Origin of the sequence: Cytobacillus sp. Hm23 (assembly GCF_051842895.1) — a bacterium.
Classification (GTDB): domain Bacteria; phylum Bacillota; class Bacilli; order Bacillales; family SM2101; genus Nanhaiella.
In genome coordinates, this window is record NZ_JBPXRQ010000010.1 from 159,195 (window position 1) to 176,237 (window position 17,043).

The window sequence follows — 17,043 nt, forward strand, 5'->3', positions numbered from 1 at the left end:
GCTAGATGAGGTCTTTTGAAGTTGGAACTTTTTAACACAACTTTAGCACCACATCCTCGTTCTATTCGTGCTTTAATTTATAAACAACAATCGATATGAAAACAGCCTTTTTTATGTTAAATTTCTCTTTAAGAGGGGAGGAGAAATTATGGAGTCACAAATAAATATGAAACAAAAATCCATAATGCCCAAACAAAATAAAGGATGGAAGGTGTGGTGGAATTTAACAAGACCACATACACTTACTGCTGCCTTCGTCCCTGTATTTATCGGCACAGCACTTGCTTTAGAGCAAACCCAGATAAATATGCCGCTATTTATAGTCATGTTAATTGCTTGTATACTCATTCAAGCAGCAACAAATATGATTAATGAATATTTCGATTTTAAACGGGGATTGGACAATGAAGAGTCAGTCGGAATTGGAGGAGCAATAGTAAGAGATGGAGTAAAGCCAAAGACTGTCCTAATAGCCGCTTTTCTTTTATTTACTACCGCAACATTTTTAGGTATATATATATGCTTGAATAGTAGCTGGTGGTTAGCACTTATTGGGACAATTTGTATGCTAGCTGGATATTATTATACAGGCGGGCCTATCCCGATTGCGTACACACCCTTTGGAGAAATAGTTGCTGGCACATTTATGGGGCTAATTATCATTTTACTTTCCTATTTTATTCAAACTGATACGGTTTCAACAGCAAGTATACTTGTATCTATACCCGTCTCAATATTAGTTGGAGCTATTTTGTTGGCAAATAATATTCGTGACTTAGATGGTGATAAAGAAAATGGGCGAAATACATTAGCTATTATTCTAGGTAGACCCAATGCAATAAAATTATTAGCTGGTATGTTTATCATCTCATATAGCTGGGTTGTTATCTTAGTGTTAGCTAATATTTCTTCACCATGGGTTTTGTTAGTATTGATAAGTATTCCAAGTGCAATTAAAGCTACAAAGGGCTTCGTTGGAAAAAACATTCCGATACAAATGATGCCCGCTATGAAGGCTACAGCCAAAACAAATACTCATTTTGGTTTTTTACTCTCACTTGGCTTACTATTAAGTTACTGGTTTTAAACACGGCACATCGTCGTGTTTTTTACTCACATCGATTCATGTTTTTAAGTTGATTTTAAATATGTGAGGGAAACACCGGCTACGGTGTTTCCCTCACATTATTTCAATTAAAAACCTTGTTAATTTCAGGTTTGTCATAATCCAAAATCCAATTATTATACCTGTTATACATACCTCTTATAGTTTCAGGTGAAGTTGCCAATAAATCACAACCTCTGTCATCGTAAACGTGATAGATCGTTTTCTTGTTAATATTTATGAAATAAACCCTATGATAAATACTTGGTTTTATTCCTAATTCATGATTGCATAATGCCATTAACAAACGTTTGTATTTAAATTCTGTAAATTTACACTTTAGAGTAAATCTATGTGTTCTATATGTTCCTTCTTCATCATCTTCAGGGAAAATATAGGGTATTATTTGGTGCTTTAACGTATACAGTAACGACTTCTTAACATAGGGTGAAAAGTTTGTTAATTGCCGTTTAATGTTTTTACCTTGATTAAAATCATTTACATCCATCACTACAAATATATCGTCCGTAGAAGAATGTAGAGCTTCAAATAATGTAATTGCTCTTTGATAGCACCCCAATACATATGGATTATTTAGATAATCATACTCCTTTTTCCAGTCTACCCCAAGTTCAAACCGTATACCAGTATCCCAACTATAAAACAAAGGTGGTCTTAGCTCTAAATTAGGGAATGTTTCCTGCATAAAATCGTTTAATTTCATTCCAACACCTCATAAAATTAATCTGCAAAAAAGACAATTTTTAATCATTTTTTTCCGCAATAAGTAAACAATAAGAAAAGTAGAGCCTACTAGGTTAGTCTCGCCAAGCATTTAAGGCATAATCATTTGAATGAGCTTTTGTTTTGAAATGGTATGGCAAGTAACCTAAAGAGGCTACGATGTTGAGCTAGACATAATAATACGTAAGTGCCCTGTTATCACCAATGCAGGCTTCTCAATTAACTACAACTCGACGCGATTGACACTGGAGCTAGACATTGAAAGTATGCCTTGGATATCCAAGCAGGCACTGTCGTTTCGATTATTGACTATACAGGAAGGAGACTAGCTATGCTAACAAAAGACCAATCTTCAGCCTTCCGTTCAAGTTTGATTACTACTAGGAACCAACTTAAGTCCCAACTAGAAGCAAATAATCATTTTAACCTGAAGCTTTCTGACGCACATGATTCAGTTGGTGAATTATCAAGCTATGACAACCATCCAGGTGACTTAGGGACAGAGTTATATGAACGTGAAAAGGATATATCACTGTTAGAACACGTTGAAAAAGAAATAACTGACATCGAAAATGCTCTTGATGCAATAGACAATGGAACATATGGCACTTGCATAGTTTGTGGAAAGGATATACCGATTGAACGTTTACAAGCTCTGCCTACCGCATTACATTGCAAAGAACATAGTCCTGATCAGGCTGTATCTCACAACAGACCTATTGAAGAGGGGGTATTATTACCTCCGTATGGGAAGTTTAATAATGATGATAAGGATGCTGTAAGTTTTGATGCTGAAGATTCATGGCAGGAAGTAGCACGTTTTGGCACTTCAGAATCACCATCTGATCTCGTTAATCCACCAGACCACTATAATGATATGTATATTGAATCGGATGAAAACTTAGGTTATGTAGAGGACTATGAGAACTTTGCGGGAACAGATATCGAAGGAAAAAATGTAAAGGTATATCCTAATATACAGCATGAAAAATATGAACAATTGCTAGACGAGGAAGGTATGATGACACCATTTGGTGATTTACTACCGTACGAAAAAAACCCGTATACAGAAGAATCTTTAGAAGATTAAATATCTTTCCTACCAAATACTGAACTTAAAGCCACTTGTCGAAACAAGAATGGCTTTTTTTATGTATGCCAATAAATAACAGCTATATACCATTAGCAATAAAAAATAACCTCTATAGAAAGAGGTCAATCAAAAAGAAAGCAAATGCTATTGCTTTTCGACGTTTGAAGCTTGTGGGCCGCGAGCTCCTTCAACTACCTCAAAACTAACTTTTTCGCCTTCTTCTAAAGTTTTAAATCCTTCTCCTGCAATTGCACTGTAATGTACAAATACATCTCCACCGTCATCAACTGCAATAAACCCATAACCCTTTTCTTTATCAAACCATTTTACTGTACCGTTTTGCATTAATCTTTTTCCTCCTAAATATACACTCAAATCGTGTAAAACAAGATTCCTACCGATTGCAAAAGATGATGGTTAAAAAGAATACTTCAAGATTGTGTAATGAATATAACTCACACTTCTTTAAAAGTCTATTGTCAGCCTTACTTTCGCCCTTTTATAATCAATAGTAAGATTACAATAGCATACCATCTAAACTTAAGTCAAACACGATAAAACACTGATATTCTACATGTTTCTAGCATATTTCCTAAGTGTTTTTTCTACAAAATGATTATCTTAATTAAACAAATTTGTACGACTATACATAATATTACAAAACTCTTCACATTGCTACATTAAAACATCACTTTTTATTTGATAAATTGAAACAATCTTATACAATAGACAGGGAGATTCATTATTTACATCGAATTTAATATATGTAATGATACAAAATTTATTGAGGTGATTATCGTGAACGCACATGAAATTGAGTACAAATTATACGGAGACGACATGCAATTTGTAGAAATTGAACTAGACCCTGGTGAAAGTACCATTGCAGAAGCAGGTGCAATGATGATGATGGAAGATAGAATTGAAATGGAAACAATCTTTGGGGATGGTTCAAAGCGCGGTGGATCTGGATTGTTTGGTAAACTAATGGGTGCAGGAAAACGCGTTATTACTGGGGAAAGTTTATTTATGACTGTATTTACTAATGAAGGGAACGAAAAAAAACACGTTTCATTCGCTGCACCTTATCCAGGTAAAATTATTCCTATTGACTTAAGTGATTTAGATGGTAAAGTAATTTGCCAAAAAGATGCTTTTTTATGTGCTGCTAAAGGTGTATCTGTTGGAGTTGAATTCCAGCGCAAGCTTGGTGCAGGATTCTTTGGGGGCGAAGGCTTTATAATGCAAAAACTAGAGGGAGATGGAATGGCATTCTTACATGCTGGTGGTACGATCCATCGTCGCGAGCTTCAGCCTGGGGAGATGTTGCGTATTGATACTGGCTGTTTAGTTGCCATGACAAAAGAAGTAGATTATGATATTGAGTTTGTTGGAAAAGTAAAAACAGCTTTTTTTGGTGGTGAAGGCTTATTCTTTGCTACTGTCAGAGGTCCAGGCACGGTATGGGTACAATCATTGCCATTTAGTCGCTTGGCTGATCGTATTTTTGCTAGTGCCCCTCAAACTCCAGGTAAAACAACAGGAGAAGGTAGCATTTTAGGCGGTTTAGGTAACTTCCTTGACGGAGATAACTAATAAGCACAATCTGTCAAAATTATATATAAAATATCAGGGTGACTCGGCAAGCTACCATACTTTAGCGCTTGCCAGTCATCCAAGTCACATAAAATATACTCCTTTCCTATACTTTAAATCTGCTAATCCTATCTGTTAATTCTTCACTTGACTCTAATAAATCTTCTGCTACTTTTGTAACCGAATTAAATGCTATTGTTTGCTCATCAGTTGAAGCACTCACTTCTTCACATGCAGCAACTGCCTGTTGTGACATTGCAGCAATATTTTCAATCGATTGCGAAACTTCTTGACGATGATTATGAATATTCATCATATCTTCTTGCACATCATCTATTGAGCTCTTTAATTGACTTACAATTCTTGAAGTTGTATTAAACGCTTGTTCAGTATCATTCACGACTAGAGCTTGTTCTTTATAATATCTTTTTGTATTCGCCATTTCATTTACAGTTCGCTTCGATTCTAATTGAATACTTTGAATTGTTCTTCGAACCTGATCAGTAGCAACAGTAGATTGTTCTGCTAATTTCCGAACCTCATTTGCTACTACTGCAAATCCTTTACCATGTTCCCCAGCTCTTGCAGCCTCAATACTTGCATTTAAAGACAATAAATTTGTTTGTTCAGAAAAGTCATTAATAGCTTTCATAACAGATTCAATTTCAGTTATTTTTTGTTCTAAATTAACGATAATTTCATCAACTGTATTAAAATTCGCTTCAGTCTTTGAAAAAATAGTTTTTAATTCTTCAATTTTCTCAAATCCATTTTCATTGGCGTTCTCGGCATCAACCGATAGCAATGACATCTTATCAGTAAGAGACGTAACATTCTTTATTTGAGAAGATAATACACCCATTAATTGATTGGATTTCTCTATATCCTCCGCTGAACGTGCTGTACCAACTGCAATTTCATTTATCGCTTTGGCAATTTCTTCGCTTGAAGCATTTGTTTCTTCTGAGACAGCACTTAATCCCTGAACCGATTCAAATACATGGTCGTTAGATTGTTCAATAGCTATAATTAAGTGGTGCATATTTTTAACCATGTCATTAAAGTGAATAGTCAAATCACCTATTTCATCTTTTGTTTTTTGTTGTGCCTTTACAGTTAAATCCCCAGCTGTCACCTTCATTACATCTTTCTTCAAATGTATGAGTGGATTTAAAATACGATTTGTTACAATATAAATGATAATTAAAGATATCACTACAGCTGTCAATGAAATAACCATAATCCAACTACGCAATTTATTTGAACTGGCCATTAAATCTTTATATGTATAAGACGTCCCAAGTTTCCAACCCGTTTGGTCAACTGTTTCAAATGCAAGTACCTTCTCTTCACCTTTGAAATCATAATGAAAAAAACCCTGTTCATTATCTCCGTACATCTTGTCTATAAAATCAAGATCAGATAAGTTGTTCCCTCTCTCTGTCGGATGCACAACGGCATTTTTACTTTTATCAAGTATAAAAGGGTAACCGTTATTCGTTAGATCAATATTTTGCATAACTGATTCTAATTGTTCAAGCTTAAGATCTGTAGCAATGACTCCTTTAAACTCGTTGTCAATTACGATTGCTTTTGACACTGTGACTACATATTCACCGTCTTCACTAAGGTAAGGTTCTGTCCATACAGCCTTATCCTGGGATTGCTCTGCTAACGTATACCAAGGTCTATCAAGTACACTAAAGTCCTCGTCTAAATCTACTACTGGTGGCTGGATTTTCAATGTGTCATTTCGAGCAGCAACATAAATTAAATACGCATCGGAATAAAGATCTAAGTAATTATTAAATCTGTCCAAAATAATAGGGTCTAATTCCTTTATGTCATTTTTATCGTCAGATAACATAGCTAATACATATGTCTCAAAGTCTTTTTCTCTACTAATCTCTTCAATGCTAATCGCATATTTCTCAACAAATGAATCTACGTAGTTATTTATTTGCTCCACAAGGTTTTCAGCCTGAGTTTTGACGTCTTTTTCAATTTGTTGCTCCGTTTGATATTGCAAAAACAAAGCAACGAATAATAACGTACCTATCATTAATAGCATAAATAACACTAGAAGCTTCCTCTTAATTGATGTAAACAATCTCTATTTCACCATCCTGCTGTATAATTTTTGTTTTTTTTCCACACCTTTCAAAGTTTAACATAATTCATTATGTACACAAACATTAAATTACACTATACCCATAGAAATAATATATTTAACCTATGTAAGCTTTACTTTTTGGGTAAGCAGGTTCAGAATCACTCCCACCTAATTGCAAAACCCCGCCTAAAGAGGCGGGGTTTGAACTCTGTAAAAAAATTCAAAAGAGAGTGGCTTTCAAATGATCGTTCACCACCCTTAATATGAACATATAAATATTAGATCAGTTTTTTTCTAATAAACCAGCAGTTATTTTCCAAACGCTGTCTGCATATTGTTGTATCGTTCTATCGCTAGAAAAATAGCCAGAATGTGCAATATTTATAGCACTCTTTTTTAACCATTCGTCCCTAATTTGATAGGAAACTCCTATCTTCTCCTGTGTACAAACATAAGAATCAAAGTCTCGAAGAACAAAATAATGGTCATTTTGCATAAGTAAAGAGTCATAAATGACCTCAAACTCATCTAACACATGTGGGAAAAAACCATTTATTAATTGATTAATTATTTGTTTAATTCGTTCGTCATGATGGTAGTATTCAGTAGATTGATAACCTCCATGTTCATAGTATTGGATGACTTCGTTTGCCGAAAGGCCGAATGTAAACATATTTTCTTGACCAATCCGCTCATTCATTTCTACATTAGCTCCATCAAGTGTTCCAATCGTAATAGCACCATTCATCATAAATTTCATATTTCCTGTTCCAGAGGCTTCCTTACTCGCTGTCGATATTTGTTCACTAACATCTGTAGCAGGAAAGATCTCTTCAGCAAGTGAAACCTTATAATTTTCTAAAAAAACTACCTTTATCATGTCGTTTATATCCGGATCATTATTTACAATGTCGGCAACTGAATTTATTAATTTAATTATTTTTTTTGCATAAAAATATCCTGGTGATGCTTTTGCACCAAAGATAAAAGTTCTTGGGAAAACAATGAAACTTCTATCTTCTTTAAGCCTGTTATATAAGTACATAATGTGTAGTACATTTAACAATTGCCTCTTATATGCATGAAGTCTCTTAACTTGAACGTCAAATATAGAATGTGTATCAACGACAAGGCCAGTTTGATCCTTTATCCTGCGCGCTAGTATTTTTTTTCTATCCTGTTTCACATGATACAACTGTTTCTGAAAGATTGAGTCCTCGCAATATTTTTGGACTTCAATTAGTTTTTCAGGTTCTGAAATCCATGAATCTCCTATTGTTTCATTTAATAGCATTGTTAGCTGGGGGTTTGCCTTTAATAACCATCTTCTATGCGCTATGCCATTTGTTTTGTTATTAAATTTATCGGTAAAAACATCATGAAATAACTTCATTTCTCGCTTCTTTAATATTTCAGAATGCAATTTAGCTACCCCATTTACACTATGGCTGCCTACAATAGCGAGATGTGCCATCTTTACAACATCATGAGCAATAATAGCCATACTTTCGATTCGTTCCCAGTCATTAGGATACCTTTGCCACAAGTCTCTACAAAAGCGCTCGTTAATTTCTTCAACTATCATATAAATTCTCGGAAGAAGTGGTTGAAAAATGTCAATTGGCCATTTCTCCAGTGCTTCTGTTAATGTTGTATGATTCGTATATGAAATTGTATTTGTAGTTATATTCCATGCTTCATCCCAGTTCATACGCTCCTCATCAAGTAAAATCCTCATTAATTCAGGAATAGCTAATACAGGATGAGTATCGTTAATATGAATAGAAATATGTTCGTGAAAATCTCTTAAACTACTGTGATTAAGCTTATATGAACGAACAATACTTTGTAGACTAGAAGATACTAGAAAGTACTGCTGTTTTAGCCTTAGTAACTTTCCTTCAACATGGGTATCATCTGGATATAAAAATTCAGAAATTGCTTCAGTTTCACTTTTATAATCCATCATATTTTTACGAACAGCATGAGGAGACACTTCCGCGCTCCAAATTCGAAGCGTATTAACTGAATGTAAGCCGTAACCTATAATTGGTATATCGTATGGCACAGCCATCACTATTTCCGTTTCAACATGTCGAAATGATAAATAATTATTTTTATTAGTTGTTTCAACCTCACCCCAAAACCGGACCTCTACTGCTTCATCTGGTCTCCGAACCTCCCAAACGTTTCCATGTCGCAACCATTGTTCAGGTAGTTCCACTTGATATCCATCAACTATTTTTTGATCAAACAACCCATGCTTATATCTAATACCAAATCCATGTCCCGGAAGATTTAAAGAAGCTAATGAATCGAGAAAACATGCTGCAAGACGTCCTAATCCTCCGTTACCTAGACCAGCATCTGCTTCACTTTCCTCAATTTCAGTTAGACTAATACCAAGTTCCGCTAATCCTTCCTCAACAACTTCTCTAATTTCTAAATTAATTAAATTATTACCAAGTAATCTTCCTAGTAAAAATTCAATTGATAAATAATATACCTGTTTATTTTCATTCAGGCGGTTTCTTTCATTTGTTTCGATCCATTTAGTACTTATATGTTCTCTTACCATATTTCCTAGCGTAAAATACTGATCGCGTATAGTAGAATAACGAAACCCCTTTCCATATAAGGTCTCATACTTTTTGATAAACGCTTCTTTGAACGTCTCCTTGTTAGAGAACACGATTACCACTCCGAGTCATCAAATCAGCATACAGCTGATTGTATTTAAAAGCTGATTGTGCCCAACTAAAATCACGATTCATCACTTCTATAATCAGCTTATTCCACAAATTAGTTTTATGATAATAGGATAATGCCCTTCTAATTGTATACAGCATATCGTGAGCATTATAATTGGTAAATGTAAAACCATTTCCAGTCATTGTCTCTTCATTAAATGATTCAACCGTATCATTTAAGCCACCTGTTTCTCTTACAATAGGAATAACACCGTATCTCATTGCTATTAATTGACCTAATCCACACGGTTCAAATAAGGAAGGCATGAGGAAAAGATCTGCTCCTGCATATATCATCCTGGCTAACTCTTCGTGAAAACCGATGTATGCTTTACACTTTTCTGGATAATGATTTACCATTTCATTAAAGAATGATTCATATCGATGTTCTCCAGACCCAATGACAATCAATTGTATATCCTCTTGCATAAGTTCATGGAAAATATTAATAAGTAAATCAATACCTTTTTGTTGGGTTAACCTTGTTACCATTGCAATAATTGGTGTTTTTTTACTAATTGGTAATGAAAAATGTTCTTGTAGATGTTGTTTATTCAATACTTTTGAATCTATAGAGGTTCTATCGAAATTCTTAGTAATATATGGGTCATTTTTGGGGTTATACGATTGATCATCTATGCCATTTAGTATTCCAACGAGCGACTGTTTTCTATCTCTAAGAACCCCATCTAATTTCTCACCATAATAAGGTGTCTGAACTTCATGTTTGTATGTGGGACTTACCGTTGTAACAACATTTGAAGTAACTATGCCTGCTTTCATAAAGTTTACATTCCCATAAAACTCCAGACTAGTTGATGCAAATGATTGTTCATTTAAACCGAATAATTCTGGTAAAATTTCTTTCGGATATACACCTTGATACTGAAGGTTATGAATAGTAAAAACAGTTTTTATTTTTTCATAAAAGGGTACTTTACTATACTTTTCTTTTAACAAATAACTAATCATTCCGGTATGCCAATCATGAGCATGTATGACATCTGGCTTAAAGTCTAAGACGGGTAACGATGCTAATACTGCCTGGCAAAAAAATGAAAAACGTTCACCATCATCATAATGACCATATAAGATAAAATCACGTTTAAAATAATATTCATTATCGATAAAATAAAATGTGACTCCATCTTGCTCTAATGACTCAATTCCACAATACTGCTGTCTCCAACCGACTTGAACAGTTATATTCGCTTCTTTTTTCATTTTATCTCTATACTGGACAGGAATCGTTCCGTATTTTGGTAAGATCACTCTAATATCTGTACCGAGTTGTTTAAGTTCTTTCGGTAACGCTCCTGCTACATCACCTAGTCCGCCTGTTTTTGCAAATGGTACACATTCTGAAACAGCAAATAAAACTTTCATGTATTCATCAACGCTCCTTGAATTGTTCCCTTTGGAACTATATATGGTGTCGTGTAATCACCTGTAAGTATGACATTATTTTCTACTTTAACATCTTTATCTAAAATGACACCGTTTAATACACAATTTTCACCTATTTGACTCTTTTGCATAATAATACTGTCTTTTACTACTGTCCCTTTACTTATGTTAACCGAACGAAAGATGATACTATTTTCAACTTCACCTTCAATTTTACATCCATTTGCAATAAATGAATTTTTTATCATCGAGCCATTCATATATTTTGTAGGGGGTTCATCTTTCACTTTAGTATAAATGGGATTAATTTGGTTAAATAACTCTTTCCACACTTGAGGTTTTAATAATTCTAGACTATGTGTATAGTAATCTTTTATGGTGTTTATTTTTGCAACATATCCCTCATATTCATATCTACATATTTGTAAATGATGTGAAGGGTCTAATACCACGTCTTGAATCGTCGTATATCCAAACTTTTCATAGTTAGTTATTAAGTCAAACAATAGAGAAAAATTAAAGATGTACATACCCATAGGTTTGCCGTTATGTGCAATTTCAGTAATATCACATTGTGATTCTATATGTTGTTGTAAAATAGCTTGATAGTCAATATTGCAAACTGTATAACAATTTGAGATTAATACGTATTGCTGTTTGCTTCGAAGAAAATAATCGATGTTGTTCTTATACTGCCGGAAAACATTGAATTCCTCACTCTGTGAACCAATCGCAGAAGGAAAAAAGAATAATCCATCCCTTTTACGATTTAAATCCCACTGCTGGCCATATTCAATATGATCCATAAGTGAACGATATTGATCTTTCGGAAAAATAGCGACACTAGTAATTCCAGAGTTCACCATATTGGAAAGTACAAAATCAATTAATCTATATCTCCCAGCAAATGGGATTGCAGGTACTGATCGATTGATAGTTAGTTGTTGTATAGAGTCAAAGCTTTGTGTTGCATCAATGATCCCAAGCATCGTTTGATTCATTTATTCGCCATCCTTTCCTTGTTCATTTATGAACAAACATATGTGAAATAAGTAATATAATTTTCATATGTTCTTATAATGCAGATTATTCCTCACTAACCAAAATGATTTCATCACTTTCTTCCTTTTTACGTATAATCATGTCATCACATATATTAACTCCTGAAGAAATAATGGCGTTATCTATATAAGCATTTTTACCAATAGTCGCACCAGGCATAATAACGGCATTTTTAACAACTGCTCCCTCCATAATATGTACACCTTGGAAGAGAACAGATTGATCAATCTCTCCTTCTACGATACACCCTTCACATACAATGGACTCTCTTATGTCTCCAGTTGGGGCTATATATTGTGGAGGATGATTAGGATTTACTGAATAAATTCGCCATGAATGATCATATATATTTAAGTCTGTATCATTGTGTAATAAGTCCATATTGGCTTCCCATAAACTATTAACAGTACCCACATCTTTCCAATAGCCTTGAAAAGGATAAGCGGTTAATTTTTTTTGTTCATCGAGTAATAAAGGAATAATATCTTTGCCGAAATCATGCGTTGATTCAGGATTAAGTTCATCTCTTTCTAATACATCAAGTAAAATAGATGTATTAAAAATATAAATCCCCATTGAAGCAAGGTTGTTTTTAGGATTTGCTGGTTTCTCTTCAAAATCAGTAATATTCATGCTTTCGTCGGTATTCATAATGCCAAAGCGGCTTGCTTCTTCCCACGGTACTTCGATGACAGAAATAGATACGTCTGCCTGTTTTTGAATATGATAATCAAGCATATACGCATAATCCATTTTATAAATATGATCTCCAGACAAAATAAGTACATATTCAGGGTTATATTGTTTAATGTAATTAATATTTTGGTATATTGCTGAAGATGTCCCCGTATACCATTTCATACCTGCTTCCGCAATGTACGGAGGTAATAAAGTTACGCCACCATTTTTTCGATCAAGATCCCAAGCACTACCTATACCAATGTAATCATGTAATTCTAATGGCTGATATTGAGTAAGAATTCCAACAGTATCAATTCCTGAATTTGTACAATTACTTAACGCAAAGTCAATAATTCGATATTTACCTCCGAATGGCACTGCTGGTTTAGCTATCTCTTTTGTTAATGACCGTAATCGGCTACCTTTTCCTCCTGCCAAGATCATTGCTATGCATTTTTTTTTGCCCATCAGTTCTCTTCCTCTCCTTTCTTTTTTTAATAGGACGTATAATCGATATTCCTAATGGAGGAATTGTAACTGCTAAGTGATATGGCTTCCCATGATATGTTCCTTCGTTACTAATTATTTTTTTGCTATTTCTATTTCCAGCACCTCCAAAATCCATTTCGTCACTATTTAGAATTTCCCGATATTCACCTTTGCCCGGAACACCAACTATATAATCATGGTAAACTGTAGCAGTGAAATTACACACGATAATTAAAAAGTCCTCTTCATTTTTTCCTTTTCTAATAAATGAAAATATTGATTGCTCATGATTGTTTACATCAATCCATTCGAAACCATCATGAGTATCATCAATTTCATATAAAGCTTTATTTCTTTTATAAATTTTAAGTAACTCTTTAACATATGCATGAAGTTTTTGATGCATGACAAAATCTTGCAAGTTCCAATCTAATTGTTCTTGATCTTTCCATTCATCAAATTGACCAAATTCTCCACCCATAAATAACAATTTCTTTCCAGGGTGTGCTATTAAATAGCCGTATAAAAGGCGAAGCTGGGCAAATTTCTGCCAATAGTCACCAGGCATTTTACTTAACAATGATTTCTTACCATGAACAACCTCGTCATGCGATAGTGGTAATACAAATTTCTCTGAAAATGCATATAGAAGTGAGAACGTTACTTTGTCATGTAAATATTGCCGGTCACTGAATTCAGCCTTCATGTAAGTCAAGATATCATTCATCCAACCCATATTCCATTTGTAACTAAATCCTAACCCTCCTGCCGGTACACTTTCTGTTACTTGTGGGAAGTCAGTGGAATCCTCCGCAATCATTAATGTTTCCGGTGCATAAAAGGAAATAACTTCATTGATTTTTTGTAAAAATGATATGGCTCCTTTATTTAGATGTTGATGTCCATTCGTACTAGGCCAATAAATCATATTAGCTACAGCATCAACTCTAAAGCCATCGATATGAAAATACTCAATCCAAAAAAGGGCATTCGAAATTAGAAAGCTTTGAACTTCTGGTTTGCCTAAATCAAAGTTAGCGGTTCCCCAAACTGGATTTTCTCGATCTTGTAGATTTTCATATTCATATGTCGGCTGCCCATCAAACATATATAATCCATGATTATCTTTGCAGAAATGACCTGGAACCCAATCTAGAATAACGCCAATTCCTTGTTGATGGCATAGATCTATAAACTTCATTAACTCACGTGGAGATCCATATCTACTCGTAGCTGAAAAATATCCTACCCCTTGATAGCCCCAAGAAATATCCAATGGATGTTCAATAAGTGGTAACAATTCTATATGTGTATAGCCATTTTCTACAACATACGGAATTAACAACTCCGCTAATTCATTATATGAATAATGGCTCCCATCAGCTTTCTTTTTCCAAGATCCAAAATGTAACTCATAAATAAAAACAGGTTTAGATTGTACGTTCTTTTGTTTTCGATTTTGCCATTTTTTATCTCTCCACTTATAAGAACCCATATTGTAAACAATTGACCCTGTTTGAGGCCTTTCTTCAGAGTAAAATGCATAAGGATCTGATTTTAGTATTTTTTGATTAGAAGGTGTGATAATTTCATACTTGTAAATCTCACCCGCTAAATTAACAGGCGTAAAAAGATGCCAAACTCCCTCATCATTTATTTTCTCAAGCTCATAGTTTTTCCCATTCCAATCATTAAAAGTCCCTACTACACTTACGCTCTTAGCATGTGGTGCCCATACACAAAATCGTGTTCCTTCAATGTCGTCACCCTTTTGACAAATATGTGCACCAAATAGCATATGACTTTGGAATAAAGAGCCCTCATGAAATAAATGCAAATCAAAATCTGTTGGTGGCGCGCTTACTGTCAATGTATTTCCCCTCTTTTCAAAAATATAGTTTTCATTAATATTTATTATTCACGAATAAAATAATAATTCCTTTTAAAATAATTCGTATTTTTATTACATCATTCTACATAATATGTCATAAAAGCTCATATCATAGTTAAAAAACGAATAATGTAAGCGCATACAATTAGAATGTTCATTTAAAATAAAAAGATATTTAATTTATTCGGTATTTTTTAAAAAAGGCAATTACATTTGCATATGAGGAATAACTATACAATATTATCTATATTTAAGGGTATATCATTACACAGGTAATGTTCATTTTGTTAAAGCACTTAAAATATCGATTCATTTCGGAGCTACTTCAGCCTTGCAACAAACACTATGATTCGTATAATTAAGTAATACGAATTAACATTTTAAGTCTACCTTATAGAATGAGCAAAAGGGAGCTACAGTAAGAGGAGTAAAAATGATAAAGCAAAACTTACGAGGCAAACCTATCTACCGGTCCGCCCTTCATAATTTAGTCATGCCAAGCACACCACAAAAAAGACACTGCATTTTATGCAGTGTCTAAATGGATGACCCGTACGGGATTCGAACCCGTGTTACCGCCGTGAAAGGGCGGTGTCTTAACCACTTGACCAACGGGCCATGAAATATTATCAAACTGGCGGAGAAGGAGGGATTTGAACCCTCGCGCCGCTTACGCGACCTACACCCTTAGCAGGGGCGCCTCTTCAGCCACTTGAGTACTTCTCCAATGGCTCCACAGGCAGGATTCGAACCTGCGACCGATCGGTTAACAGCCGATAGCTCTACCACTGAGCTACTGTGGAATAATGGTGGGCCTAAATGGACTCGAACCATCGACCTCACGCTTATCAGGCGTGCGCTCTAACCAGCTGAGCTATAGGCCCATTATTTAAAATGGAGCGGGTGATGAGAATCGAACTCACGACATCAGCTTGGAAGGCTGAGGTTTTACCACTAAACTACACCCGCATATTCATAAGGTATTTAATTTTTAAATGGGGCGACTGATGGGAATCGAACCCACGAATGTCGGAGCCACAATCCGATGCGTTAACCACTTCGCCACAACCGCCATAGTATATATGTCAATTTACCAACTGAAGATTGACGGGTAGAGATAATATACTCTTAACCTATAGATGGTGGCTCGGGACGGAATCGAACCGCCGACACAAGGATTTTCAGTCCTTTGCTCTACCGACTGAGCTACCGAGCCAAACAATAAAAAAATTGAACTTTCTAAATAGATATAACACTTTGCTCGTCGCATCTCTTTGCAAGACATTGCTCCTCGCAGAACTACATTGAAGTATCTCAAGATGTTTACGTTCTGCTCTACCGACTGAGCTACCGAGCCAATTTTTTATCAATAATGGCGGTCCCGACGGGAATCGAACCCGCGATCTCCTGCGTGACAGGCAGGCATGTTAACCGCTACACCACGGGACCACATTTTTTTTGGTTGCGGGGACAGGATTTGAACCTGCGACCTTCGGGTTATGAGCCCGACGAGCTACCAGACTGCTCCACCCCGCGATAATAGTAAATTTTAATTTTCTCAATGTGCATTTCTCACTGTCTCTTCTTGATGTTTATCAATCAGTTATTAAGAAAATAAAAATGGCGGAGGAAGAGGGATTCGAACCCCCGCGGGCTTTGACACCCCTGTCGGTTTTCAAGACCGATCCCTTCAGCCGGACTTGGGTATTCCTCCAACATTGTATGGTGGACCTTGTAGGACTCGAACCTACGACCGGACGGTTATGAGCCGTCTGCTCTAACCAGCTGAGCTAAAGGTCCTTGTTTACTTGGTAGCGGCGGAGGGGATCGAACCCCCGACCTCACGGGTATGAACCGTACGCTCTAGCCAGCTGAGCTACACCGCCAAGTTAATTTACAAATGATATTTTATTGGTGGAGCCTAGCGGGATCGAACCGCTGACCTCCTGCGTGCAAGGCAGGCGCTCTCCCAGCTGAGCTAAGGCCCCATGATTTTTATAAGTGGTCGGGAAGACAGGATTCGAACCTGCGACCCCATGGTCCCAAACCATGTGCTCTACCAAGCTGAGCTACTTCCCGTTATTTATTAATGGCGCGCCCGAAAGGAGTCGA

Annotated in this window: 11 protein-coding genes and 14 tRNA genes; 3 read left to right on the forward strand and 22 right to left on the reverse strand. The window is 35.5% G+C overall.

Annotated features, from left to right (window positions below; all coding sequences use genetic code 11):
* The first annotated feature begins 148 nt into the window (after positions 1-148).
* Positions 149-1,087 carry a 1,4-dihydroxy-2-naphthoate polyprenyltransferase gene (locus ACSVDA_RS08770; protein ID WP_485882472.1) on the forward strand — a complete coding sequence of 313 codons (939 nt, stop codon included), beginning with the start codon at positions 149-151 and terminating at the stop codon, positions 1,085-1,087.
* Positions 1,088-1,190: 103 nt separating this feature from the next.
* Here the strand turns inward: ACSVDA_RS08770 and ACSVDA_RS08775 are convergent, their stop codons facing one another.
* Positions 1,191-1,829 carry a DUF3885 domain-containing protein gene (locus tag ACSVDA_RS08775; protein ID WP_485882474.1) on the reverse strand — a complete coding sequence of 213 codons (639 nt, stop codon included), beginning with the start codon at positions 1,827-1,829 and terminating at the stop codon, positions 1,191-1,193.
* A 351-nt stretch (positions 1,830-2,180) separates the two neighbouring features.
* On the opposite strand from ACSVDA_RS08775, the gene ACSVDA_RS08780 reads away from it, so the two are divergent.
* Positions 2,181-2,939: a yteA family sporulation protein gene (locus tag ACSVDA_RS08780; RefSeq protein ID WP_485882501.1), complete on the forward strand. Its 759-nt coding sequence runs from the start codon at positions 2,181-2,183 to the stop codon at positions 2,937-2,939.
* A gap of 147 nt (positions 2,940-3,086) precedes the next feature.
* On the opposite strand, the gene ACSVDA_RS08785 is transcribed toward ACSVDA_RS08780, so the two are convergent.
* A complete protein-coding gene (locus ACSVDA_RS08785; protein ID WP_320210957.1) occupies positions 3,087-3,287 on the reverse strand; it encodes a cold-shock protein in 201 nt (66 codons plus the stop codon).
* Between the two features lie 453 nt (positions 3,288-3,740).
* Between ACSVDA_RS08785 and ACSVDA_RS08790 the strand changes: the two genes are divergently transcribed.
* A complete protein-coding gene (locus tag ACSVDA_RS08790) occupies positions 3,741-4,538 on the forward strand; it encodes a TIGR00266 family protein (protein ID WP_214483744.1) in 798 nt (265 codons plus the stop codon).
* Positions 4,539-4,644: 106 nt separating this feature from the next.
* Here ACSVDA_RS08790 and ACSVDA_RS08795 read toward each other — a convergent pair whose 3' ends face one another.
* The 20 genes from ACSVDA_RS08795 to ACSVDA_RS08890 form a co-directional block, all read right to left on the reverse strand.
* Entirely contained in the window at positions 4,645-6,609 is a 1,965-nt protein-coding gene (locus tag ACSVDA_RS08795) for a methyl-accepting chemotaxis protein (RefSeq protein ID WP_485882476.1), read from the reverse strand.
* A gap of 325 nt (positions 6,610-6,934) precedes the next feature.
* Entirely contained in the window at positions 6,935-9,343 is a 2,409-nt protein-coding gene (locus tag ACSVDA_RS08800) for a glycogen/starch/alpha-glucan phosphorylase (protein ID WP_485882478.1), read from the reverse strand.
* Positions 9,333-10,787: a glycogen synthase GlgA gene (glgA, locus tag ACSVDA_RS08805; RefSeq protein WP_485882480.1), complete on the reverse strand. Its 1,455-nt coding sequence runs from the start codon at positions 10,785-10,787 to the stop codon at positions 9,333-9,335. The genes ACSVDA_RS08800 and glgA overlap by 11 nt, the downstream gene beginning before the upstream one ends.
* Positions 10,784-11,809 carry a GlgC family sugar phosphate nucleotidyltransferase gene (locus ACSVDA_RS08810; protein ID WP_485882482.1) on the reverse strand — a complete coding sequence of 342 codons (1,026 nt, stop codon included), beginning with the start codon at positions 11,807-11,809 and terminating at the stop codon, positions 10,784-10,786. The genes glgA and ACSVDA_RS08810 overlap by 4 nt, the downstream gene beginning before the upstream one ends.
* An 85-nt stretch (positions 11,810-11,894) precedes the next feature.
* A complete protein-coding gene (locus ACSVDA_RS08815) occupies positions 11,895-13,019 on the reverse strand; it encodes a glucose-1-phosphate adenylyltransferase (RefSeq protein WP_485882484.1) in 1,125 nt (374 codons plus the stop codon).
* Positions 12,970-14,934 carry a 1,4-alpha-glucan branching protein GlgB gene (gene glgB / locus ACSVDA_RS08820; RefSeq protein WP_485882503.1) on the reverse strand — a complete coding sequence of 655 codons (1,965 nt, stop codon included), beginning with the start codon at positions 14,932-14,934 and terminating at the stop codon, positions 12,970-12,972. The genes ACSVDA_RS08815 and glgB overlap by 50 nt, the downstream gene beginning before the upstream one ends.
* Before the next feature lie 543 nt (positions 14,935-15,477).
* A tRNA-Glu gene (locus tag ACSVDA_RS08825) sits at positions 15,478-15,549 on the reverse strand.
* Between the two features lie 17 nt (positions 15,550-15,566).
* Positions 15,567-15,657 (reverse strand) — tRNA-Ser (locus ACSVDA_RS08830).
* Positions 15,658-15,659: 2 nt separating this feature from the next.
* Positions 15,660-15,734, reverse strand: a tRNA-Asn gene (locus tag ACSVDA_RS08835).
* Between the two features lie 4 nt (positions 15,735-15,738).
* A tRNA-Ile gene (locus ACSVDA_RS08840) sits at positions 15,739-15,815 on the reverse strand.
* 11 nt (positions 15,816-15,826) lie between these two features.
* Positions 15,827-15,900, reverse strand: a tRNA-Gly gene (locus tag ACSVDA_RS08845).
* Between the two features lie 27 nt (positions 15,901-15,927).
* A tRNA-His gene (locus ACSVDA_RS08850) sits at positions 15,928-16,003 on the reverse strand.
* A 68-nt stretch (positions 16,004-16,071) separates the two neighbouring features.
* Positions 16,072-16,147, reverse strand: a tRNA-Phe gene (locus tag ACSVDA_RS08855).
* 157 nt (positions 16,148-16,304) lie between these two features.
* Positions 16,305-16,380: transfer RNA gene (locus ACSVDA_RS08860), tRNA-Asp, on the reverse strand.
* Positions 16,381-16,390: 10 nt separating this feature from the next.
* Positions 16,391-16,467: transfer RNA gene (locus ACSVDA_RS08865), tRNA-Met, on the reverse strand.
* 85 nt (positions 16,468-16,552) lie between these two features.
* A tRNA-Ser gene (locus ACSVDA_RS08870) sits at positions 16,553-16,645 on the reverse strand.
* Positions 16,646-16,654: 9 nt separating this feature from the next.
* Positions 16,655-16,731: transfer RNA gene (locus ACSVDA_RS08875), tRNA-Ile, on the reverse strand.
* 9 nt (positions 16,732-16,740) lie between these two features.
* A tRNA-Met gene (locus ACSVDA_RS08880) sits at positions 16,741-16,817 on the reverse strand.
* A 26-nt stretch (positions 16,818-16,843) separates the two neighbouring features.
* Positions 16,844-16,919 (reverse strand) — tRNA-Ala (locus ACSVDA_RS08885).
* A 14-nt stretch (positions 16,920-16,933) separates the two neighbouring features.
* Positions 16,934-17,010: transfer RNA gene (locus ACSVDA_RS08890), tRNA-Pro, on the reverse strand.
* Positions 17,011-17,043: the final 33 nt, after the last annotated feature.